Raw genomic sequence first — 22,449 nt, 5'->3', positions numbered from 1 at the left:
CCAATAACAGCACCTGTTTCATTTTGTAACAATAGATGTTGGATAAAGTTACCTCTGAAGTGCCCTGTTTTTACATGCTAAAATCATTCTCGAATAACAAACTTGGAGGTAAACAACATGAAAAAACAACTATTTACAACAACTTTAGCACTTGCCATTGGCTGCAGTTCGTTTAGTATGATACCAGCAGCTGTTCAACCAATTGAGGTTTCTGCGGCAACAACAAACGTTTATAATAACCAACAAGCTGTTAATCAAATGGCAGATAAAATTATCGCAACTGGTAAAAGCTTAATTGGCAAAGCAACTTATAGTAATACAGAATATAAGCCTACAGCACCTTATAAATTTTCTTGTGCTTCATTTCTAATGTATATATTCGAAAAGAATGGTGTCGATCTTGGTACGTACAATGAAAACTATATGATGGAACAAGGTACAGCTGTATCAAGAAATAATTTACAAAAAGGCGATTTAGTATTTTTCAAAAGTAAAAAAACAGGCACTGACCCAGATCATGTAGGGATTTATATTGGGAACAATAAACTTCTACACATGGCAGACCCTAAGCAAAATATTGTTATTTCAGATATGAAAAGCAAGCCATATTATACAGAAAATTATTATGGCGCACGCCGCGTTTTACCATCATTATTGTCTGCAAATCCAGCGACTAAAGGCGATAAAATTGTGGAAAATGCTTTGAAATATAAAAACAAAGCTAAAATTGGTTCAGTAAATAATCCTTCGCAAATGCGCTTTACTGCGGGTGGATATGTTGACTATGTATATAAAGCGAGTGGCGTTAAATTAAATGCAGCTAATACGAATTTAAGCTCATTAATGAAACTTGGTACAACTGTATCTAAGGCGAACTTAAAGAAAGGTGATTTAGTATTCTTTAATAGCAAAATAGGATCTAAAACTCCATCACTTGTCGGAATATATGCTGGAGATCACCGTGTTATTATTCCGAATAATAGTGGTGTTATGACACGTGTATTATTAGTAGATTACTATAAAGATCATTATATTACTGCAAAGCGTGTGACTACAGGAAAATAAAGCAGCATTGTTTTCAAGGACAAGCATGCTAGCCGCAAATAAAGAAAAGTTGAATCGATTTCACGATATATCTTAAAATTTCACGATAAGTTGAGTGGATTTCACGATATATTCTAATATTTAACGATAAGTCGAATGAATTTCACGATAAGTCGAAATAATCTGATGGTCGCAAAACAAACCGTGTGAGCTTGTGTATAAGCTCACACGGTTTCTTTATGTGCATAGGGTAACTGGATATAAATAATTTATTTATTTCCTTCTTTTAATTGACGGGCGAACTCTATCATAGATTTACTAGACATAGGTCCTTTAATTAATACAATGGATTGCTTATCTAATTTTGGTTTTAGTATTTCCATTACACCGTGTACATCTTTAAACATATGCACTTCTGCCTTGATTCCTTCACGTAACGCCTGTTTGCCAATTTCTTCTGCTTTTGTGCCAATTGTAATAAGCATTGCGATCTTTTGTTTGGCGACAAGAGAGCCAATTTCACGATGGTATTTTTGTTCGTATTTCCCTAAGCGTTTAATATCGCCAAGTATAACGATTTGTTTTTTCTCTTTACTTACTGCACTTAACACTTTTAGCGCTGCTTCGATTGAAGTAGGATTATTTGTCCAAGTGTCATCGATTAATGTACATCCTCCTATACCATCAAAAAATTGTAAATGACGTTCCATATTTTCATATGTTTTTAGCCGCGCAATAGCCTTTGGAATGCTAATACCCATTTCATTTACTGCCGCAATGGCCGCTAGCGCATTATATACTTGATGTTCTCCGTAACCAGGAACATATACTTTATAACGTGCATTTTTATTATGGATAGTAAAAGTCATGCCATTATGTGCATATTGTATATTGCTCGCTTTAAAATCTACCCCGTCATTTATCCCGAATTTAATAAGTTTCCCCTTAAGTTTATGGAGCGGAACCTTTTTACTATTTTCATCATCAGCATTAATAATTAATGTGCCACCTTCTCGAATTCCTTCTACAATTTCTGATTTTGCTTTAATATAACCATCTAAGCTTTTACAGCCATCTAAATGATGGACACCGATATTCGTAATAATGCCGATAGTCGGCTGATAAACCATGCATTGATGACTAATATTTCCCGAATTCCCTAAACCAAGCTCAAAAATCGCTGCACGTGTATTGCTTTCAATTCCCGTTAAATAGGGCAAGGATTGACGCGGCTCATTAATACTACTAATGGTTGTTTGAATAGGCCAATCTTGTATTAATATATGACGAATCATTTCTTTTGTCGTCGTTTTTCCACAAGTACCTGTTAACGCAACAACGGGTATCTCAAATAGCTCTCTGTAATATTTGACGAATTGCCAAAATGCTAGCATCACATTTTTTACTTTTAGCACAGTCGTCGAACTAAGCGCGCCCTGTAGCTCCTCCTCTTGTTTATCAGATATAATAGCAATAGGTCCTTTAGCATTTAACTCTTGCCAGTCAATTTCATCACCTTTACTAATAAAGACTAGTGTATTACGTTTCGTTAAATCATGAGTTTTATAATAAATTGCATGTCTTACATAAAATGTAGTCGGTCCACTTAAACATTCAGCTCCAAGCAACTTTTGTAACTCCTTTATAAGTAACGGTCGCAAGTGAATTCCTCCCTCCCATCTATCATATGCAGTACACATTATTGTTTTTGGGATTTAAAATAATTGGCTGAATTCTCTACTTTTCTTTATGTCTAAGCTCAAGTATTCTTTTGTACATCGTTTTGTCTTGCAAATGATTGAACATTGAAATGTCTGGCATATAATTCCCTTCAAAAATAAATATATGCCCATTATTTGTTATCCCTATATCAAATCCAATAATATTTAGATCAGGTAGATGACGATTTAATTGCCGTGAAGCTAATATACATAGACAATTAACTTTATTTAAAAGAACATTACTACTGCGCATTTCTATTGATGATGTTAGCAAAGCTTCTTCAAGCGTACATAATTTTTGTATTGCATTTGTTATAAAAAAGCCTTCCCCTGCAACTTTCACGATTTGCCCTGTAACAATCCATTCGCTATCTTTTTTTTGTGTAATAACCCGTACATCAATCGGGCATTTCATTATAGTTGCTATATGGATTTTTTGCTGCACAATATATTGGTTTTTAGAAAAATAGCATTTTGTTAAATAACTATATAGTTCATCGATATGTCGTTTTGTTTGAACAGTATTTAGCGCATGTATTTCATAGTGATCAGCTGCTATTTTCCGTACTTTGACAATGCCCCTCCCTTGCTGACCATTGCAAGGTTTCAAAATTATTTCTTGAAAATGATTCATAAAATTACTAAATGTTGCATATGTTAATAAGTTAGTTTTTGGAATAAAACGTTTTAATCTCTTGTTTAATTTTAATACATTATATTGACTCCACTTACTAACTGAATAATGGAGCGTTGTTTCAACAATCTTTATTTTTCCTTGCGGTGAAATGGTAATTAAAATGTCAACCGTTTTACTTGATGGGTAAGCTTCCGATAGACGCTTAGTAATGATCTTGGCTAAACGAAGAATTTTATAATAATAAAAAGAAAAAACGATATTTTGTAAAAACCGATTCTCTACATTTATTTTCGATGAGAACCGCCATTTTTTCGATTGCTGATCTTTATTCATTGTCACAATATAAGAAAATAATTTAGTATTTTGTTGGGGCTGAATCAGATAATATTTCGACTTCATTAATTTTTTTATTTCTTCAAATAGGTTATCTTCGTTTACTACAGCTATAGCTTCATAATGTTGTTCAATATGAAATAAGGTTCCTTGTTTTCTAACGTGTATCTCCTCTGGTCTAAAAACTGGCTTTAATACAACAGTTTCATACATTTCGAGTGAGGCTTGTAACGATTTTTCAGTAAATACGACTGTGGGGACAAGGTGCTGTTGCAATCTTTCATCATCAAATAATACTTTATATTGCCCAAATCTCCCCCGGTTCAACTTCATTTATTGTCCCTCCAATAATATGTAAACAAAGCCAGCTCACCGACTTCGTTTACACAATATATATTGCAAAACTATAATTCTTGACAGCCTAAATCTATGATTGAGCCTTGTGGTACTGGTACTGCACCTGTTTGGTCAAAGAACCCTGCAATTTTAAATTTTTGAACAATATCATTTGCGGCTGAAGCAACTTGATCTCTAAATATCGCTTCAAATGGATAATTTCTTCCGTTTACTGTTCCCTTTCCTTTTACTGTCACGATGCAGTTCATTCCTTCTTGCTTACAAGTAACTGAAGTGAAGCTCGTAGCAGTAAATAGGAAGCTATGTCGACATGACGGATTTGTATCAGTAAATTGTAGTGATAAAGTTGATGTAGAAAGTGTAGCTACACAAACGTCCGCAACATAATGTAAATTCCCTTTAACATCACCCATTATCCATCTGAATTTCACATTAACTCCATTTGCTATTGCATTTACTTTGACTCCACACGGACAAGTTATTCCCATTTAGTCACCCTCCGTTCTATTAAATTCATACACTATATTAATACTTCTCTTAAATTGGCACAGGAATTGCCCTAACAAATAGAACTTTCACCATCATTGTCCTATGAAAAAATCACTAAATAAATTAATTATCTATTTAGATGGTGGTCTCATTATCAATTTATCTGCTAAATCATGCACCGTTTCACTATACATATCACCTTTAATTAAAATGACGGTATTAGAGTCGACCATTTTTTGTAGTAAAAAGAAAGGTAATGTATTATTTTTGTAACTATATATTTTTGCTTGCAAACCTAATTCCCGCGCTTTGTCAGCCATAATTTTTGCGTGCTTTCCAATAGTAATTAAAACATCAACCCCATGCTTATAAATTAATTCGCCAGCCCGCTCATGAATAATATAGCCCCAAGATCCTAAGTCAGTGATTGTACCGATTATTGCAATCCTTTTTTTATTTTTCCCTAATTCATTTAATACTTTTAAAGCAGCTTCTAATGAAGTGGTCGTTATACTCCATGTGTCATCTATTAATACCGAATTGTGAATACCTTTCATTACTTGCATCTGTTTATTGAATTGCCGGTAAGTTGCTAATTTAGCGATTGCGTCTTGCATGGGTATACCGATTTCATGCACTGTCACTAACGCAGCAACTGCATTATATACTTGGTGTTCACCGAAGCCAGGTACAATTACTGAGTATTGATTGGTAGCATGATGAAGAGTAAAGTGCATTCCACGTTCACCATATTTAATATCACTAATTTGGTATTGACAATTCTGTTTACCATAGCGAATTACTTTTCCCGGGAAATAATTCATATCTATTTTCTGAATATTTTGATCATCGTCATTTATAATTAGTGTACCTTTATCAAGTATTTGTAGCATTTCAGCCTTTGCCTTTATATAACCTTCTTGGGTTTTACAATAATTAAGATGATGTGATCCAATATTTGTTATTACACCAATTGTAGGTTTAAAATACCGTCCCGCGGTCAATACATCTCCAGGTGAACCGACTGCTGTTTCAAAAACGCCAACATCTGTAGCATCATCTATTCGCAATAGATTATACAGTGATCCCGTTCTTGAATTATTACTAAGTGTAGTTGCGACTACTTGCTTATCCGTAGACAAAATGTGTTTAATCATTTCCTTCGTCGACGTTTTTCCAGAGGTTCCTGTGATCGCTACAATTGGCATTTCAAATTGACCACGATAGTGTTCCACAAAGCGCCAATACGCATCATCTAAATTTGCTACTTTTACTAGTACTACATCGCTTGGTAGTTCACTTATTCTATAGCCCCATTCCGACACGATGATTAGCGGAAAATACGCCTCAAGATTTTGCCAGTTCAATATTCTTGTATTATTAAAAAGAATCGTATGTTTATTTTTCACTTGCTTTAATCTATATGCCCCATAGTTTATTACTATATTTCCATCACCTTTCACTAGCTCACCACCAATAATTCCCGTTACTCGTGAAACTGTAGTAGGTTTCATACTATGTCCCACCTCCCTCACTTTCTATCGTATGTAAACATTAAAAAGTTGCTTGGATGAATGTTTAGTCAGTACGTGATACTTAACCAATTCAAAGGTTTTACAGTTCATACATATAGAAAGATATCTATAATACGACAGAGATGATTAGGAGTGGGAAATTTGAAAACGATTATCTTTATAGGTGCTAATAAAACAGGCTCTAGCCGTGATGCTATAAGAGCTGCTGAAAAATTAGGCTATTTCACTGTTCTTTTTACAAATAATGAAAAACAATTCCGACAAAGAGAAGCATATTCTGATGTTCATAAAATGATATTTGTTGATATTACAAATATCACCACCATGGAACGTGCGATTAACCAATTAAAAACGAATAGCTTTGACATTGTCATCATTGTAAGTTTTGTTGACCCTTATGTTCATACTGCGTCACTTCTTTGTGATAAATTTTGCAAAAACTACACGAATTCAAAAGCAATCCAAATGATGGAGGATAAAGAAGAAACTAGAAATTATTTAAAGGACTACGCATTTACCCCAAAATTTTTAGTATTACGCCCAAAAGATCCTATTACAAATGGAAAATTAGGCTATCCCGTCATTATTAAATCCCCAAAATCAACTGGCTCGAAAGACGTATTACTAGCTGTGAATAAAAAGCAAGTAGAAAAACATGTACTTAGTTTGCAAGAAAAGTATCCGAAAGATACGGTCATGCTTGAAGAATACCTAGATGGTCCACAGTATTTAGTGGAAACGATTATTTACAATAAGCAACCACATATTATTGGGGTGATGGAACAAGAAATTACACAAGGTAAACGGTTTATTATTACAGGCTATAGCGTACTTGCAAATATACCTAGTAAAATGCAAGTAAATTTAGAGGAGATTGTTAGCTCCATTGTAGATGCCTTTGAAATTGAAAATGGCGCTATGCACTTAGAGCTTCGTTTAACTAAATCCGGTTGGAAGCTAATTGAAATTAACCCACGCATATCTGGTGGAGCGATGAATAAAATGATCCAAGCAGCTTTCGGTTTCAGTTTAGTTGAAGAGACACTGAAGCTTTTTTTAGGTAAAAAACCTGATGTCACGCCGAAATATCGAAATTATGTGCATACAAAATACATTGTTGTTGGTAGAAAAGGTATCCTCGAAAAAGTAACAGGAAAAAATAGAGCGAATAATTCTAGCGGAGTCGTCGATGTGTATATTAAACCAAGAAGAGGTACTTTATTAGTTCCGCCACTATCGATGGGGCATCGTTATGCATATGTCATTGCCACAGGTGCAACAAAGCATGAAGCAAAACGTAATGCCACAATGGGGGCGAAAGAAATTCAATTTCATATGAAAGTAGAATGAAGAAATAGCGGTCTGAAAAGTCATTTTGAGACCGCTATTTTTTTCAATGTTAGGACAAGCGTTCGAAAATAACTTTCGTATTTGCTCAGGTCCCCCCCTACCTTTATACAGACTGATAGCTTAAGTCTCAGGATTGATTTTGCGCCTGTAGTGAGGCCTTCGCCGTAGATGAGAATTTGCTCTTGAGATTAGATATAAGCATCGATATTTATCTAATCTGCTTATAAATCGACCTTAACCACAAAGTTATTTATCTTCGGATATTTCTAGCGAATAGAATTGCTTTTAATGAAGAATTTTGGAATTCAGTATACTAAAAGAAGCGCATTTACGGCCTCTTCCTACACCGTTTTTTGCATTTTCATAGGTTATGTAGCGAATAAACGCTTCGCTTGAATTTTTATATAAAATAAAAAAATGTCCCAAATAACTCACTTTTGGGACATTTCTATAACAATATTAACTTTAAGATTTTTTCAGTGCCTCTCAAAGTATACAAATTTACTTCGAGGAATACCTTGTTAGAAATCATTTTCCATCATATAAATCGGTTAAAAACTTTACTGTATCGAACATATTCGTTTTACTTGCGCCTTTGACAAGTATTGTATCACCTTGCTTAATAACTTTCTCAAGTAGTTCGTGGAGCTTTTCCTTATTCGTAAAATGGTACATATTTTTTTCATTAAACCCTTTGTTCTTTGCCGCTTCATTCATTTCTTCTGTTCTAAATCCATACGTAATAAATAGATCAATATTTTGCTCAGTAACATATTCCCCTACTTTTTTATATTCAGCTTCCCGTAAATCACCAAGCTCCCTCATCTGTCCTATTATCGCCACTTTGCGTCTTTTACTGATTGAAGATAACACATCTAGTGCCGCTTTCACACCTTGAGGATGAGAATGGACTGTATCATCTATAACTGTAATATTTCGCTTACATCGATAAATCGTTAATCTTCGAGGTGGCTTTTTAAAAATTAACCCCGCTTTAATATCAAGTGCGCTAAAGCCTAAATAGTCTGCGATAGCAACTGCATTTAACGCGTTATATACATGATGTTCACCTAAAATCGGGATGAAAAATTCAGATTCATTACCTTGTAGCTTTATTTTGAATGACATGCCATCATCATTATATTTGACGTCATATGCTTTGTAATCTGCATTTGATTGGATACCCACCGTTAATATTTTCCCGTTAAATTTGCCTTTGTCTAAATAACTTGAGTTTTTATCATCTTTATTTAACACGAGCACACCTTGCTGATCCATACCGTGTATTAACTCCGATTTTGCTAGAGCAACCTGTTTTACATCGCTGTCAAAATTCCCAACATGAGCGAGCCCAATATTTGTCACGATACTCATATTCGGCTTAATAATATTACAATGCTCTGTAATAACCCCTTTATAGGCCATACCATATTCAAGTACAACTGCCTCATGCGATTCATCTATTTCTGCAGCGTGTTTTTTCGTATGCTCAGTTGTATTCCAGTAATCCTTTGATTCAAATACATTCCATTTTGTTCTTAAAATCGAAGATAAAAATGCTTTTGTTGTTGTTTTCCCCGCACTGCCTGTAATCGCAATAGTTGGGACTACCTTTTTCTCTTTCAGTTGTTTGTTTTGTACCTCTTTTATTTTGTTCGCCACCTTTTGCTTATTTTCCGCTAAATATTTTGCATAGCGAATTGTATGTGTCACCACATCTAGCTCTAAATAGAAAGCAGGCGGACAACCTGGGCGCCAGTTCACTTCATAAATCCATATTTTATTATTTTGATCTAAGCCAACATCAATGCCTATTTCGTCTATTAATTCTCCAAACTCAAGCATTTGAATTTCATCTAAATGATTGGCTAGTGCTAATGTAAAATGCTCTAGCATGCGTTTCATGTTAAATGCTTCTTCCTTAAACTCTTGCTGTAAAAATGGCTCTAAATAATTTGTATAGCCGCCATTATTAATATTTGGGATTAGTGAACCAAATGGCGCTATACGTGGATAAACAGTTGTGACAATCCATTTACCTTCACCATTTTTTTGAGCATGTAATCGAAAGTCATAAACTTGCCCAGATTTAGTCATAGATTGAATATAAGGCTGAACAATAAATGTTCCTTGCCCCAACTGCTCTTGTAAAAATGTATCCAATTGGAGCTTTGTATAGCGAATCGTTTCTGTATCTATTCTCACTTCGAAATGCGTATCCTGCTTAGAAATAAAATAAATACCTTTCCCTTTTCTTCCATCAATTGGTTTGAATACAACCTTTTGAAATGATGTCATGTATTTATGAAATACGTCAACATCTTTAACAATTTCCGTTGGGATTAAATAATTTGAAAACTCCTTGTACGTTTTTAAGCGCTCCGCTAAGTTCCATTTATTACCTATAGAATTTGTAGTAAATGGTATTTCAGCTCGTAATTTTTTTATTGCACTCCTTGCAATCGCTAACTTTTCTGGACTCCCTGCATTATAAATTACATCTGGAAAGGGCTTGATTTTTTCTAGCCATTTCCCATTTTCATACACTTGGGCTTTAATTGTGCGAGTAGCAAAATTTACACTTCTAGGCGTAAAATAAAAGAAATCAACTCCTTCTGCTTTTGCGACCGCTGCAAATGCATATGACTTGATTACTGTTGTTGGATTTTTACGATGGTGCAGCATGCCTATCGTTGTCAATATTAACCTCTCCTTTCTCAGTCTATATCTATTAAATTCAATCGTCGCAACGTGTATATGGACAGAAGCGTAAGATGCTTCTGTCCAAACAAAAAAGAGTTATTCTACCGCACATTTTGTACGTATAGCATAACTCTTGCCTATTTTACCATTTCGGTTCAATGATCATTTTGTTAGTTAATAGCCCTGTCTTAGAAAGCTGGACACCTGATATCATCTTAATATTCAATGTATTTACAGTCTTTGTTTTCTCTAGACTGACTACATCCGGCATGGAAGTAGTCGTCTCTCCATATATATCTAAAGGACGAAGGAGTGTAACTGTTACTATATTTTTCACTTCGTCAATTGCCTCCACTCGAAAATAGCGAGTTTCAAAGCCAGTCTCAGTGTCAACTAGTATTAAAGGATTGCCACGGTCCGTCATTAAAAGTACTGGAATCGTATCACTCCCTACAATCTTCAATAGTAAATGACCATAATATTTCGCAGAGGAGTTTTCGAGTAAATCTTGAAAATACTTAATTTCCAATAACACATCACATAAAAAACGGGAATTCACATGCTTTCCAACCAATTTACTCTTCAGCTCCCCTCATTGATCCCAGCTCTTGTGTACTTACAATATGTCAGGAACTGAAATGATGACAACGCGCATTGCCCAATATGCGAATTATTTCAAATAAATAACCAGCTCTTGGCGGTACACCCCATCTTCTAAATAATGATCTAAATTATGAAAATCATAACTGTAGCTACCAAACGGGAATGTGACGCTTTCTCCTTGCACGGCGGCAAGTAAGCCTGCTACATCCGTTGAGACCATTTCTAATACTTCTTCACCTGTTGTAGTTAATACAAAAATTACGTTCATACCTATTCTCCTATCATGTTCCAATAAATAAAGTTGCTTGGCTAATGCCTATAAAAAAATCTGGTGTTTGTATCGGGCTCTGTTCCTCAATTTGCAGCGTCATATAAAATAAATCTTGCGCCTCGTCATAGACTGCTTGCCAGCGGGCTATTATTTTTCCATCTACGGAATATTCCGACCAGCCCTCCATCGCCTTGTCAATTTTCATTTTAAAATTGTTACTGTGAATATAAAGCTCCGGTATGCCAATGCGCCAGTTTTCATAGGAAATCGTATATTTTTCATGTGATATATGATCTTCCGCTTCGAACCATACTTTACCACGTCGGAATATTTTTTTTATGAAAAATGTCGTGTCACCTTTACTATTTTTCACAACATATTTTAAAAAGTATCGGTAATCAAAATAGCCATCTAGTAGCTTTTTCAAGCGATTATCATATACTCTGCTTACAATAGCGACTACTACATTATTTTGATCTAATACCGCAATATCTTCTGTCGAACGAATATTACTAGACTGTTTATACGTAAATGTTTTCATGAATTGCCCCTTAATTTAATATCTTTCATTGGTAAATGTATATTATAAAACTTTTCCTTTGTTAATAGTTGGTTTTAATATTAGCAGTATATCTAAATGGTTCATAATAATACTATCAACCTCACATACATTATCCATTGTACAAAAAAAACGAATGCCCGACTAGGACATTCGTTTCTATTAGTATTTTAGTAATTAAACAGTTATTGTAGAGAAAAATTCATTATATAACGCTTTTAGTATTTGGGTTTCGAACTGGCTTCGTACACCGAATACTAAACTTACTTCTGAAGAACCTTGATTAATCATTTCAATATTAGCCCCTGTTTGAGAAATAGCCGTCGCCGCACGTGCAGCTAGCCCTGTATTATTGCGCATCCCCTCTCCAACTATTACAATCATCGAGAAGTCATGACGGAAATATACATTTTCTGCAGACAATTCTTCTTTTACACGTTTTACTATACGATCTTCAATTTCAGATGTTAGTTGATTTGAACGCATAATAACAGATATATCATCTAAACCAGATGGCGTATGTTCATAAGAAATGTTTTCATCTTCAATAATTTGAAGAAGACGTCTACCAAAACCTACTTCACGGTTCATTAAATATTTCGATACGTATAAAATCGAAAATCCACTATCTGTAGAGATACCTGTTACAGGACGCCCTGTTGCTGTGCGCTCTGGTACAATACGTGTCCCCGGAGCGGAAGGGTTATTCGTATTTTTAATGTTTACAGGAATGCCTTGTTTATATACAGGCATTAACGCTTCGTCATGGAACACAGAAAAACCTGCGTAAGATAGTTCACGCATCTCACGGTAAGTAATTTCTTTAATTTCCACTGGGCAATTCACCACTTTCGGATTTGCTGAAAATACACAGTCGACGTCAGTAAAGTTTTCATACAAATCTGCATTAACTGCAGATGCTAATATTGAACCTGTAATATCAGATCCACCTCGGTCAAACGTGCGCAAAATTCCCGCTTTAGTATAACCGAAGAAACCAGGGAATACAATAATTTCTTCAACTTCCGATAATTTCCTTAAATTTTCATAAGCTTCAGGGAGTGCGAATGTGCGTTCAGGTAAATCATTCACAATTAAGCCATCTTTTGGACTCATATATTTAGCTGGCATGCCCGCTGCATTGAAATAAGCAGCAATTAGCTTCGCATTATTATCTTCGCCACTTGCTTTTATATTATCAATAAATAATTCTCTATTTGACAGATTACTAGAAACGCGTTCACGTAAATCATTTGCAATTATGTTTGACATCGTTTTGTCTAAGCCTAATTCTTCAGTAATAGCCTCATAGCGTTTTACAACAGTCTCAATTTTTGTCTCAACATCGCCACCGCTTAGTGCAGTATTTGCAAGGTCGATTAATAAATCTGTTACTTTAATATCATCGCTTGAGCGTTTTCCTGGGGCTGATACAGCAATAATTTTCCGTTCAGGATTAGCTTTCACAATGCTTGCTACTTTTTTGATTTGTTCTGCACTTGCAACGGAAGTCCCGCCAAATTTACATACTATCATTTCACCAGATCCTTATTTTTAATGTTGTACTTCTAGAAAAAACATTTGATTTTACACAGTGTACAAATTCTATGCATGCTCGTCAATAGAATTCTCAAAATTCGATTTCTTTTTTATTTAAAGATGAACAATTTTCGAACTTGTTCGTCTATTATATGTATTTCACAAAAAAAAAGTTACTATTTTACACTTTCGAAAAGAATTTCTACTTTTTCGAGTAAATCTCTACGAAATCAATACTATTTTACGAATGCTAGAAGAAAATCACAATATATTTAATATTTTTAGAAAATTCCGCATGGACAAAAAAATACAACTTCTGACACTTACTAGTTGATTAGAGAGGATAAGTTGCTTCTTCCTTATCAATCATTTAGGTAATTTTTATTTACAACCATTTATTATATGAGCAGCTATAATAATTTTTGTGTATACTGATTTTGCCTACTTTAACGAAACAATTTAGGTCAGTGGAGAATACTCTAAAGAAATTAATGTATGTTTATTTTGAATACATCCGTTCGAAATCATTATTTTTTTCATAGCATGATTATTAATTTGTGTAATTCCAACATAAGATTTCGCGTTAAAATCAATTTTTAATCTATATAGCCCAACCAAGTGTAGCGCCTTACCCATTCTTTTCCCTATAAAATAAGGGTGGATGCCTATCCAAAACATACGACCTTCTCTATCTGTATGGGGTTCTATATGTGGGAAAACAACACCAACTGGTTCATTATTAACTTTATAAACTGTATACATTTTTTCTGCTTGTAATGGAAGTTCTTCATTCATTTGTATTAAAAAATTTTCCGTATCAATATAACTTTTCCGCATTACTTCAGATAAAAATGAGATCGAGTTATTTTCAGAAATTGGCCATACATCATAATCAGGAACGGATAAATCTACTGGCATTGTCAATGTATTCGTATATATAATTCTTTCACCTATAATTTTCATGTTCAACTTAGTGTTAGTTAAACTATCTAATACAAGCTTAGGGCACTCAAGCTTTATGTTTTTTACATGGCTATTTCGTTGTTGAGTTATTAGCTCATTTATAAGCAAATCTATTTCGGCCGCTTTATTATATTTATCTTCTAAAATTTCTAATATAATTGCACTTTCACTTTTTATATAATGTACGCCAACTTTTTGTAGTTGTTTTAATAGTGTATCTATTGTTTTCACCTCGATTTTTATGTAATTTAATAGGTACTATTGTTTTGTTATTTTTACGAATTATTAATCATCATTAAGAAAATTGAAACTTTTTCAAAAAGCTACAGTCTCAACATAGGTATATGTATTTACAACGTTAAGAACAAAGGAAATAGATAAATATTGTATAGAAATACGTTTTATAAAAGCCAGCAAACATTCAAAGTTTGCTGGCTTATCTTTTGTAACGAAAATTTCATTTGAGGACGTTATTAGTTACAGTATTAAATATCATCTCAACAAATTGCTCAAATTCTTGTTCTTCTTCTATACATGGGTGATGGTTACTTTCACTGAAAGTAGTTAGAGAAGAATTAGGTAACAAATCTGCTGCTTCTACAGCGTATTCATAGGGACATTGAGCATCATAAAGACCACCATAAATAAATGCTTTTGTATCAACATTTTGTAGCTGTGGTCTTAAATCATAATGTGGAAGCTCTTCATAAGAGAAATAATCTAATCTCTTCGACACAGTTTTACCACTATTCGGGCGACTAATCATATTTTCAAAGCTTTCTTCTTTATGTAATGACATAAGAGACCATTCTTTAGAACCGGCTCTTCGTTCTTCTAATGGAGAGTCAGGATTTCGAAGCATGGCAATAATTTCACCGATGCGCTTATTATTTGGATTTTCCTTGCAATAAATACTATTTCCATTACGCATATAGTCCGACGAAGCACATAAACCACCAGCAATAATAAATTCCAAGCTTGATGGTGCTTCAATCGCATACTTTAAAGCAAGCATTCCTCCAGTTGAATGACCTGCAAATCCCCATCTTTTAATTTCTAACGCTGAACGAATCGCCTCTAAATCTAAAACACTATCTTTCATACTATAATTGTACTCAGTTATATCGTCTGTTGAATTACCACATCCACGGAGGTTTACTAAATATACTTTGCGATAAGGTACAAACATATTGGCATAGCGATTTCCATTGCTATTGAATTCACTATATAAATGTGTCACACATATCGGATCTCCATCGCCTGCAGTAAAAACTTCAAATATACCATTCGTTGTCTCAATTAATTGTTGTTCCCACATACTTGATCCACCACCCGTTTGTTTTGTTATAATATCCCAACAATTTTATCATCCATTCCACTAAATTACAATTCGAATCAACCTTTTTATATCGTCGTTTGTGGACACTTATGACTTAACCGTAACTTTATAAAAAAGTTTGATAAATCGTATCACTGCTATTTTTGTTTGATATTTATGTTAATATTACTATTAAGATTGTGAAGAAATGACACTTCAACTAAACAGTGCAAATGCAATAATATTGGCTATTACCAAAAAAAGAGTATTATGATACCCTATTAGCGTGCATTAGAAATAGGAGGATTTTAAATTGATAATGGTTACAGAAAATATACAAGGACAACGCTATCAACAGCTTATTGAGTTACTAGAAAGACGCTGTAATCGTTTTGCCTTTGTTGAGAACAGACAATTAATGGATGATGAAGAAATGCGCCTAGCAATTGTCGATGAATTAATAGTAGATATTAAGGACCAGCTTATCGAAAGAAAAATTCAACGAGAGTGGGAAACGACAACTCTTGGAGAAGCTAATACAGCATATGTTTATTATTTCCTATTAAGTAAAGTTACTGCACAATTCCTTAAGCAACAAAGCAACTCGCTTTTTGGATGGCTTACCCCAGAATTACCAGAATATTTAATGTTTTATCAAGATGATCAATGTTTATTAGCAGCGTGTTCGCACGAAGGTTTTTTTATGGTTGATGAAAAAGTATGGGACAGTTTCTTATTGGGCTAACGGCGTAGGATAGTAAAAGTGTACATACATAATTTATTGTCTTACTAGAAAGCAAATAGTGAATACTTTATTTTATTGGACCATTAATAGCAGTTTTATTTGTTAGTACGAAATCGTCTGAAATACATAAGATCGTAGAAAAAGGCAAAGCAGCATGAAAAATAAGTATCTGATAGATGAAGACTCGTCATATTTGTGCGGATTTAGAACGTAGCCAATACAAGTTGATTGGAGTGGAAGGCGCGACACTCCTGCAAATATTATTTGCGACGAGTAAGCGCAGGAGCAGGAACAGCAATGTTTTCTGCGGCGAAAGCAGAGCGACAGTCGCACGGGCGGAAAATCCATTTTTTGCGGCGACCCACCGCAAAAATTAGTTGAAGCCGTGCCTGCGGAAAGGGAGCGCCTGGAACGGAAATCAACGGTTTCTTACTATTATTCTAAAAAGAAAAAAGACCGTAGGCAAACTTAATTTCTATGAGTTTGCCTACAGTCTGAAGCTATCCTCAAAGAGATAGCTTTTCTTCAACTAAATCAATTGTTTTTTTTTCTCCTTGTTTAACTAAAGCATCCGTTCATATTGTAAGGTCAGCCAGAGAAATCGGGTTGACTATTTTTTATTCAATTTATAGATTGGTAGTAGCCGGAGTAGAACGGAAGCCTCGCAAACCACCTTGCATACTTTTAGTTATTTACATTTACGAATTTATATCCTGATACACCACGATTTTCTGTGCTAGGAAGTTTTCCCTCATATAAAATATCACCTGTTGTAGCATGATATGCTACAACATACTTATCACTATTATAATTTTTATATCCTTCATAAATTACATACACAGTTTCATGACTCTCTGTTTGATCTACAACTGAAATATAATCATATTTGGAAATAAAACTCGGCTTCATGACTTTTTGATTAACTTGTTTGTACGTATTCTTATCGATGACAAACATAGAATTATCAACATTCAAATAAAAATGATTTTCATCTACCCTAAACATTTGAATATACGAATCATCCATTGATAACTCTGGTAAAGTGTGTGTAACATATTTGTTTGTATCTAAGTTTATTTCCATGAGTTTCTTTTCTTGTTGACTCGATAAAATGATAAATAATTTATCTCCATCCGTCACCAATCTACTTACATCTGTATAATCCCCCGGTAATGATAAATCAACATTCATGACTTCTTTTAGTTGTAAATTACTCTGAATTTGATAAATTTTTAAAGTTGGACCCACCGAACTAGACATACTTTGTACAACCATACTGTAATAGATTGAATCATTATGTTCGACTAAATTTTCTTCCATAATATACTGATTAGTCGTAATTCCAGGTAATGATATCTTTTCTTTTTGAAGTTGATTTGTTTTTTTATCTTTTTTTGCAATTGTTACATATGCTTCATTTGAGCCATATGGAAAATGAGTATTAAAAGCAGCAATCATCGTAAACTTACTATTTTCATACTCTGATGCATTATTCATGCCTCGATACATATCTTTATTGTTTAATACTTTTTCGCCAACACCATGAGATATATCATATTTTGTATCTTTAAATTGAACATCATCTTTTGTTAAAATGACTTTTTCGAACTTATTAGTATCTACTTTAATGACATTTTCAAAAGCGACCGATTGCAAAGCATCACGATTTCCTTTTTCATCTTCTATCTCAAAATTACGATCGACTGGTACTTTATTTACTTCTGCTATGCCAATTAACGTTCCAATTGATAATGCGCTTATAAGTGATAATGTGATAATTCTAGTAAATTTCATAATTTCTCTCCTATTATATTGAAACTTTCTTTTTTAATAAATAATAACTAAAAGCTGTGCTTATTGTTAAAACACAGAGCGTAAATGCCCAATTAACTATTGATATTTCGGAAGTGTATAGATCTAGAGTATTTAAATAGAAAAATACAACAACTGTGCTCCCCATATAAATAAAGCCACCAATCATTCCCCATATTCTCTTTGAACGATCCCATAATACAAACACTGAAAGAATGGAAAACATCATTATTAGAAATGCTAGGTTAAATAACAAGCTTCCACCACTAACTGGTATTACAAACGGTAAAAACTGCGAATGTAGAATATAATTCTGAACAAGATCACTTGCAATAATTTGTTCTGGCAGAATGAACTTCACTAAAAAACTACTTATAAATAAATTTAGTAGAACAATTCCATAGTACGTTACAAATATAAGTAAGAACACTACTAATTTACTTGTGAAAATACGGAATCGACTTCCTTTAATGCTCAACAGTGTGTAAATGCGCTTAGATGCACCAAACCACTCCTTATACCATAAATAAAATCCTAATAAAATTAATCCAAGTCCTACAAAAATCTGTACAACTAGTGGTAGTATATTTGAATCAATAATTGAAGCTAAGCTTATTTTATCTATCGTTTTTAAATATTCTTCTAGTGTTGTTCCACTTTCTGCTGCACCTTGAACAATTTGTCCATTTAAATTGGACGCTAGCTTTACAAAAAACCCTTGAAATCCTGCTATTGCTATTGCATACATCCCTAATAAAAATGGGAATATTTTACGTAAATCTATTTCAACAAATGTTAAGAATTTCATACTCTTGCTCCTCCGTAAATTTCTCTCATTTTATCAACTATGGTTAACCCTTCTGCTAAAGCTTCTTGCTTGCTAAATGTACATAATACTTTTCCCTCTTCAAGTAGAATTACATCGTCTGCAATACCTTCTATTTCTTCAATTTCGTGTGTAGTAATAATGATTGTTTGACCTTCAATCATAAAATCAGATTTAAGTGCCGCAATGAATGCTTCTCTTGAAAATAAATCTAAACCACTAAATGGCTCATCCATTAATACATACGGTGCATTTTGACTAAGTCCCATAATAATTGTAAAACGTGCTAAATTTCCTTTAGATAATTCTTTCAGCTTTTTTTCTTTAGGTAGTTTAAAGAACTCAACCATACGATCTGCTTTTTCAGAATCGAACGTATCAAAATAAATATCTGCAAATTGTAAGTTTTCTTCTACTGTCCTATTCATTTCGTATGTTGGAATATCCGCTAGAAAAGCAATCTTATCAATATTTTTTTCACTAACCTGCTCGCCATCAATTAATATTTCACCTTTGCTAATCGGCACTAGACCCATAATTGATTTCATCGTCGTACTTTTTCCTACCCCATTTAATCCTAGTAAACAACTAATATTACCTTTTTTAAAGGTAATACTTACATCGTCTAATATTATTTTCTTTCCGTATTTTTTTGTCACATTGCGTAATTCGATCATTTGTTTCGCTCCAATCTTTTTCTCTTTCGCCTTATTAGATTAAAGAATGAATCTTAATATAAGCCTACTCAAATACTAAAGATATTCTTAAGATATTCTTAAAATAGGCCTTCTTAAATTCTTAAGAAATTCTCAATTGAGGATAAAGTATTTATGTAAATGAATTAAACGATAAAAAAAAAGACTTTTTCTTAGTAGAATAAAGTCTTTTTTATTAATCGTATTCACGAACGCTACACGTGGAATATGGAGAATTAACAAGAAAAAAGCGGTTTGTACGAATACAAACCGCCTAGATTACTTTTATTTATTTGTATTAAAATCAAACTCAATTTTACCTTCTACTAAACGTAGGGCAGTACTGAACTGTTTCCTACTTGGATCAATTATGGTGCAACATGCGGTGGCGTCATCAGACACTTATCAGCTGCATCTCCACAAAGTGTAACAACAAGTGTCGCATTGTTTAAAGTATCAAAATCAATTAAGTCAGATGTATGGTCAGAAATATTGATCCCTACTTCAGCCATTGCTTTAATTGCATTTGGATTTACTCCATGTATTTCAATGCCCGCACTTTTTACTGTCCAATCAGAAGGTAACAATTTTTTGCCCAACCTTCAGCCATTTGACTACGACATGAATTCCCTGTACATAGGAAATAAAGTGTATTTGTCATAAATATTGCTCCCTATAATTTAATTGTTTTAAAATATTTCTTCTGCCAACGCAAGGCAACCCATACAAGCCCAATGAGTACAGGTACTTCAACAAGTGGCCCAATAACAGCAGCAAAAGCCACCCCACTATGAAGACCAAAAACGCCTACAGCTACAGCAATCGCTAACTCAAAATTGTTACTAGCAGCTGTGAATGAAAGAGCTGCAGTGACAGGATAAGATGCACCTACTTTGCGAGAAGAAAAGAATGAAATAGCAAACATCACAACAAAGTAAATAAATAATGGAACAGCAATTCGAAGTACATCAAGTGGTAATTCAACTAATTGCTCACCTTTTAATGCAAACATCATCACAATTGTGAAAAGTAGTGCAATTAAAGTTAATGGTGAAATTTTCGGCAAGAATTTTTCTTCATACCACTGCTTTCCTTTTGTTTTGATACATATCCATCGTGTTAAGAATCCGGCAGCAAATGGTATACCTAAGTATATAAGTACGCTTTTTGTGATCTCCCACATTGAAATAGACACATTAAAATTTTCTAAACCAAACCAACCAGGTAATACATTTAAGAAAAAGTAAGCAAAAATTGAATACGTAGCTATTTGAAAAATCGAGTTAAATGCAACAAGCCCTGCAACATACTCACGGTCTCCCCTTGCTAAATCATTCCAAACGATGACCATTGCAATACAGCGTGCCAAACCAATCATAATTAGCCCAGCCATATATTCGGGATAATCATGCAAAAAGATAATCGCTAAAAAGAACATTAAGAATGGTCCAAGTAACCAGTTTTGCAGTAACGATAACAAAAGTACCTTCCAATCCTTAAATACTCGCCACATTTCCTCATATTTCACTTTTGCAAGAGGTGGATACATCATGATAATTAAACCTATAGCTATGGGGATAGATGTTGTTCCTACTGACATTGACTCCAGCGCTTCACCTATATTTGGCATCGTAATACTAAGTACGACGCCAATACCCATCGCAACAAAAATCCAAACAGTTAAATAACGATCTAAAATTGAAAGCTGTTTTGTAAGTGACTTCTCCATGTTCAATCAACTCCTTCTTCTGAAGAACATCCTGGCCCACAATGCTGATATGAAATAGGCTCTAATTCATCAAGCACCGCTTGTATATATGTAGTTTGTTCTTCATTCAATCGGTAATGTTTCCAAGTCCCTTTCTTTCTTTCCAAAATAATTCCCGCATCTTTCAACTTGCGTAATTGTTGACTAACTGCTGGTTGTGAAACTTGTAAAACATCGACAAAATCGCATACACAAACTTCTCCCTGCTTTAAGCAAGCTAAAATCTTTAAACGATTGATGTCGCTAACAGCCTTTAATTGATTTTCCATTTTAATTACTGAGTCCAAATTATCACTCCCTTTAATATAATCGTTTACTTATATAAGAATACTCTTATCTTTGATTTTATGCAAAAAGGTTAAATTTTGTTACTCAGAATTGCAAATTAATACTACCGGCTAATCAATAGACAACTCATTTTATAAAGTAATTCCAGCTAAGGGCAGCAAAAAAACAGAGTTATACTACAAATGGGTAGAAATTAACTCTGTTCTATTATATTTCGCAAACCGAATATTCAACTAATGCACTCCGTTATTTGAAAAAGGGTGTTTAAACTCTATCCCTAAACACTTTTAGTAAAAAGACGTTAAAAAACCAAAATACAATTGCATAAAGAGTTCCTGTTCCAAGCATCAATCCAAGCCAAATTAAAACGTATGCCGTACTTAGTTCTTTTGATTCTACTAATTGAAGTATTGAAACTAAGACTGTTATTATCAATCCTCCAGACACAAAAAAAAGTAAATTCTTTGTAAATAATCCCTTCTTCTGTTCAATTAACTGCATTAGGAAACCTTTCAAATAAACATATTGAATAGTGTCTAAAATGAAAATAAATAATACAATCCAAAGAAATCCTATTGGTGGTGGGTGGTCTGCGCCTATAAGAAAAAACATTGTCCAACCCACAAAAAATAATATAGTGTTTATCCATAAAATTTTTGAGATTTCAGCTACCTTTTTCACCTATTTATCCTCCTGGAACAAATACACTATTGTCAATCTATTTGTAGTCTAATCCATTCTTGTTAAACTAAACTGCGCCGTTAGTTCAGAAAAAACATACTAAGATTAGTAGTGCAGACCAAGGCATTGGTTCGTACTACTATTTTTTTATATAGTAGAGGTGAAGAAAAGGTCGGGCAGCTCTTTGGATCTTGAATCCGTAAAAAAAACTG

Annotated in this window: 20 protein-coding genes and 1 pseudogene; 3 read left to right on the top strand and 18 right to left on the bottom strand. The window is 33.8% G+C overall.

What is annotated here, in order from left to right; genetic code table 11:
* Window positions 1-117: 117 nt before the first annotated feature.
* On the top strand, window positions 118-1,065 hold the full coding sequence (locus AAFN87_RS14540; protein WP_347791795.1) for a C40 family peptidase: 948 nt from the start codon (window positions 118-120) through the stop codon (window positions 1,063-1,065).
* Window positions 1,066-1,313: 248 nt separating this feature from the next.
* Here AAFN87_RS14540 and AAFN87_RS14535 read toward each other — a convergent pair whose 3' ends face one another.
* The 4 genes from AAFN87_RS14535 to AAFN87_RS14520 all read right to left on the bottom strand — a co-directional run bounded on the left by AAFN87_RS14535 (window position 1,314) and on the right by AAFN87_RS14520 (window position 6,095).
* A complete protein-coding gene (locus tag AAFN87_RS14535; protein WP_347791794.1) occupies window positions 1,314-2,705 on the bottom strand; it encodes a UDP-N-acetylmuramoyl-tripeptide--D-alanyl-D-alanine ligase in 1,392 nt (463 codons plus the stop codon).
* A gap of 76 nt (window positions 2,706-2,781) precedes the next feature.
* Window positions 2,782-4,068: a YheC/YheD family protein gene (locus tag AAFN87_RS14530; RefSeq protein ID WP_347791793.1), complete on the bottom strand. Its 1,287-nt coding sequence runs from the start codon at window positions 4,066-4,068 to the stop codon at window positions 2,782-2,784.
* 71 nt (window positions 4,069-4,139) lie between these two features.
* Window positions 4,140-4,580, bottom strand: a complete 441-nt coding sequence (locus tag AAFN87_RS14525) for a hypothetical protein (RefSeq protein WP_347791792.1) — start codon at window positions 4,578-4,580, stop codon at window positions 4,140-4,142.
* Window positions 4,581-4,712: 132 nt separating this feature from the next.
* Window positions 4,713-6,095 (bottom strand): UDP-N-acetylmuramoyl-tripeptide--D-alanyl-D-alanine ligase, encoded by a 1,383-nt coding sequence (locus AAFN87_RS14520; protein ID WP_347791791.1) that lies wholly within the window; start codon window positions 6,093-6,095, stop codon window positions 4,713-4,715.
* A gap of 162 nt (window positions 6,096-6,257) precedes the next feature.
* Here AAFN87_RS14520 and AAFN87_RS14515 point away from each other — a divergent pair, with 162 nt between their 5' ends.
* On the top strand, window positions 6,258-7,466 hold the full coding sequence (locus AAFN87_RS14515; RefSeq protein WP_481886480.1) for an ATP-grasp domain-containing protein: 1,209 nt from the start codon (window positions 6,258-6,260) through the stop codon (window positions 7,464-7,466).
* Between the two features lie 528 nt (window positions 7,467-7,994).
* Here AAFN87_RS14515 and AAFN87_RS14510 read toward each other — a convergent pair.
* The 7 genes from AAFN87_RS14510 to AAFN87_RS14480 form a co-directional block, all read right to left on the bottom strand.
* Window positions 7,995-10,166: a YheC/YheD family protein gene (locus AAFN87_RS14510; RefSeq protein WP_347791789.1), complete on the bottom strand. Its 2,172-nt coding sequence runs from the start codon at window positions 10,164-10,166 to the stop codon at window positions 7,995-7,997.
* 145 nt (window positions 10,167-10,311) lie between these two features.
* On the bottom strand, window positions 10,312-10,728 hold the full coding sequence (locus tag AAFN87_RS14505; RefSeq protein WP_347791788.1) for a hypothetical protein: 417 nt from the start codon (window positions 10,726-10,728) through the stop codon (window positions 10,312-10,314).
* A gap of 111 nt (window positions 10,729-10,839) precedes the next feature.
* Entirely contained in the window at window positions 10,840-11,040 is a 201-nt protein-coding gene (locus AAFN87_RS14500) for a thymidylate synthase (RefSeq protein ID WP_347791787.1), read from the bottom strand.
* A 13-nt stretch (window positions 11,041-11,053) separates the two neighbouring features.
* Window positions 11,054-11,584, bottom strand: coding sequence for a tubby C-terminal domain-like protein (locus tag AAFN87_RS14495; RefSeq protein ID WP_347791786.1), 531 nt, complete (start codon window positions 11,582-11,584; stop codon window positions 11,054-11,056).
* Window positions 11,585-11,779: 195 nt separating this feature from the next.
* Complete coding sequence (locus AAFN87_RS14490; RefSeq protein WP_347791785.1) at window positions 11,780-13,138, bottom strand: aspartate kinase; 1,359 nt, start codon at window positions 13,136-13,138, stop codon at window positions 11,780-11,782.
* 462 nt (window positions 13,139-13,600) lie between these two features.
* The gene (locus AAFN87_RS14485) at window positions 13,601-14,335 is read right to left on the bottom strand and encodes an N-acetyltransferase (protein ID WP_347791784.1); all 735 of its coding nucleotides are present in this window, start codon (window positions 14,333-14,335) and stop codon (window positions 13,601-13,603) included.
* Window positions 14,336-14,561: 226 nt separating this feature from the next.
* Window positions 14,562-15,422 (bottom strand): alpha/beta fold hydrolase, encoded by an 861-nt coding sequence (locus AAFN87_RS14480; protein WP_347791783.1) that lies wholly within the window; start codon window positions 15,420-15,422, stop codon window positions 14,562-14,564.
* A 319-nt stretch (window positions 15,423-15,741) separates the two neighbouring features.
* Between AAFN87_RS14480 and AAFN87_RS14475 the strand changes: the two genes are divergently transcribed.
* Window positions 15,742-16,167, top strand: coding sequence for a stage III sporulation protein AH (locus AAFN87_RS14475; RefSeq protein WP_347792041.1), 426 nt, complete (start codon window positions 15,742-15,744; stop codon window positions 16,165-16,167).
* 684 nt (window positions 16,168-16,851) lie between these two features.
* On the opposite strand, the gene AAFN87_RS14470 is transcribed toward AAFN87_RS14475, so the two are convergent.
* From AAFN87_RS14470 to AAFN87_RS14440, 7 genes and pseudogenes are all read right to left on the bottom strand, one after another.
* Window positions 16,852-17,961, bottom strand: a complete 1,110-nt coding sequence (locus AAFN87_RS14470) for a hypothetical protein (RefSeq protein WP_347791782.1) — start codon at window positions 17,959-17,961, stop codon at window positions 16,852-16,854.
* A gap of 13 nt (window positions 17,962-17,974) precedes the next feature.
* Complete coding sequence (locus AAFN87_RS14465; protein ID WP_347791781.1) at window positions 17,975-18,787, bottom strand: hypothetical protein; 813 nt, start codon at window positions 18,785-18,787, stop codon at window positions 17,975-17,977.
* Window positions 18,784-19,482, bottom strand: coding sequence for an ATP-binding cassette domain-containing protein (locus AAFN87_RS14460; protein ID WP_347791780.1), 699 nt, complete (start codon window positions 19,480-19,482; stop codon window positions 18,784-18,786). The genes AAFN87_RS14465 and AAFN87_RS14460 overlap by 4 nt, the downstream gene beginning before the upstream one ends.
* 395 nt (window positions 19,483-19,877) lie before the next feature.
* Window positions 19,878-20,161: pseudogene (locus AAFN87_RS14455) on the bottom strand (arsenate reductase/protein-tyrosine-phosphatase family protein); the annotation flags it as partial.
* A gap of 12 nt (window positions 20,162-20,173) precedes the next feature.
* Complete coding sequence (gene arsB / locus AAFN87_RS14450) at window positions 20,174-21,229, bottom strand: ACR3 family arsenite efflux transporter (protein WP_347791779.1); 1,056 nt, start codon at window positions 21,227-21,229, stop codon at window positions 20,174-20,176.
* A gap of 2 nt (window positions 21,230-21,231) precedes the next feature.
* Window positions 21,232-21,537 carry an ArsR/SmtB family transcription factor gene (locus AAFN87_RS14445; protein WP_481886484.1) on the bottom strand — a complete coding sequence of 102 codons (306 nt, stop codon included), beginning with the start codon at window positions 21,535-21,537 and terminating at the stop codon, window positions 21,232-21,234.
* Between the two features lie 283 nt (window positions 21,538-21,820).
* Window positions 21,821-22,237: a hypothetical protein gene (locus tag AAFN87_RS14440; RefSeq protein WP_347791777.1), complete on the bottom strand. Its 417-nt coding sequence runs from the start codon at window positions 22,235-22,237 to the stop codon at window positions 21,821-21,823.
* Between the last annotated feature and the right edge of the window lie 212 nt (window positions 22,238-22,449).

Source organism: Solibacillus sp. CAU 1738, assembly GCF_039888725.1.
Lineage (GTDB): Bacteria > Bacillota > Bacilli > Bacillales_A > Planococcaceae > Metasolibacillus.
This window is presented reverse-complemented; position numbering and strand designations above follow the sequence as displayed.

Coding starts and splice junctions, on each gene's coding strand:
- AAFN87_RS14470 (WP_347791782.1), bottom strand. CDS start 17,961: ATGAAATTTACTAGAATTATCACATTATCACTTATAAGCGCATTATCA.
- AAFN87_RS14540 (WP_347791795.1), top strand. CDS start 118: ATGAAAAAACAACTATTTACAACAACTTTAGCACTTGCCATTGGCTGC.
- AAFN87_RS14460 (WP_347791780.1), bottom strand. CDS start 19,482: ATGATCGAATTACGCAATGTGACAAAAAAATACGGAAAGAAAATAATA.
- AAFN87_RS14445 (WP_481886484.1), bottom strand. CDS start 21,537: ATGGAAAATCAATTAAAGGCTGTTAGCGACATCAATCGTTTAAAGATT.
- AAFN87_RS14525 (WP_347791792.1), bottom strand. CDS start 4,580: ATGGGAATAACTTGTCCGTGTGGAGTCAAAGTAAATGCAATAGCAAAT.
- AAFN87_RS14520 (WP_347791791.1), bottom strand. CDS start 6,095: ATGAAACCTACTACAGTTTCACGAGTAACGGGAATTATTGGTGGTGAG.
- AAFN87_RS14530 (WP_347791793.1), bottom strand. CDS start 4,068: ATGAAGTTGAACCGGGGGAGATTTGGGCAATATAAAGTATTATTTGAT.
- AAFN87_RS14475 (WP_347792041.1), top strand. CDS start 15,742: ATGGTTACAGAAAATATACAAGGACAACGCTATCAACAGCTTATTGAG.
- AAFN87_RS14465 (WP_347791781.1), bottom strand. CDS start 18,787: ATGAAATTCTTAACATTTGTTGAAATAGATTTACGTAAAATATTCCCA.
- AAFN87_RS14500 (WP_347791787.1), bottom strand. CDS start 11,040: ATGAACGTAATTTTTGTATTAACTACAACAGGTGAAGAAGTATTAGAA.
- AAFN87_RS14490 (WP_347791785.1), bottom strand. CDS start 13,138: ATGATAGTATGTAAATTTGGCGGGACTTCCGTTGCAAGTGCAGAACAA.
- AAFN87_RS14495 (WP_347791786.1), bottom strand. CDS start 11,584: ATGAAAACATTTACGTATAAACAGTCTAGTAATATTCGTTCGACAGAA.
- AAFN87_RS14480 (WP_347791783.1), bottom strand. CDS start 15,422: ATGTGGGAACAACAATTAATTGAGACAACGAATGGTATATTTGAAGTT.
- arsB (WP_347791779.1), bottom strand. CDS start 21,229: ATGGAGAAGTCACTTACAAAACAGCTTTCAATTTTAGATCGTTATTTA.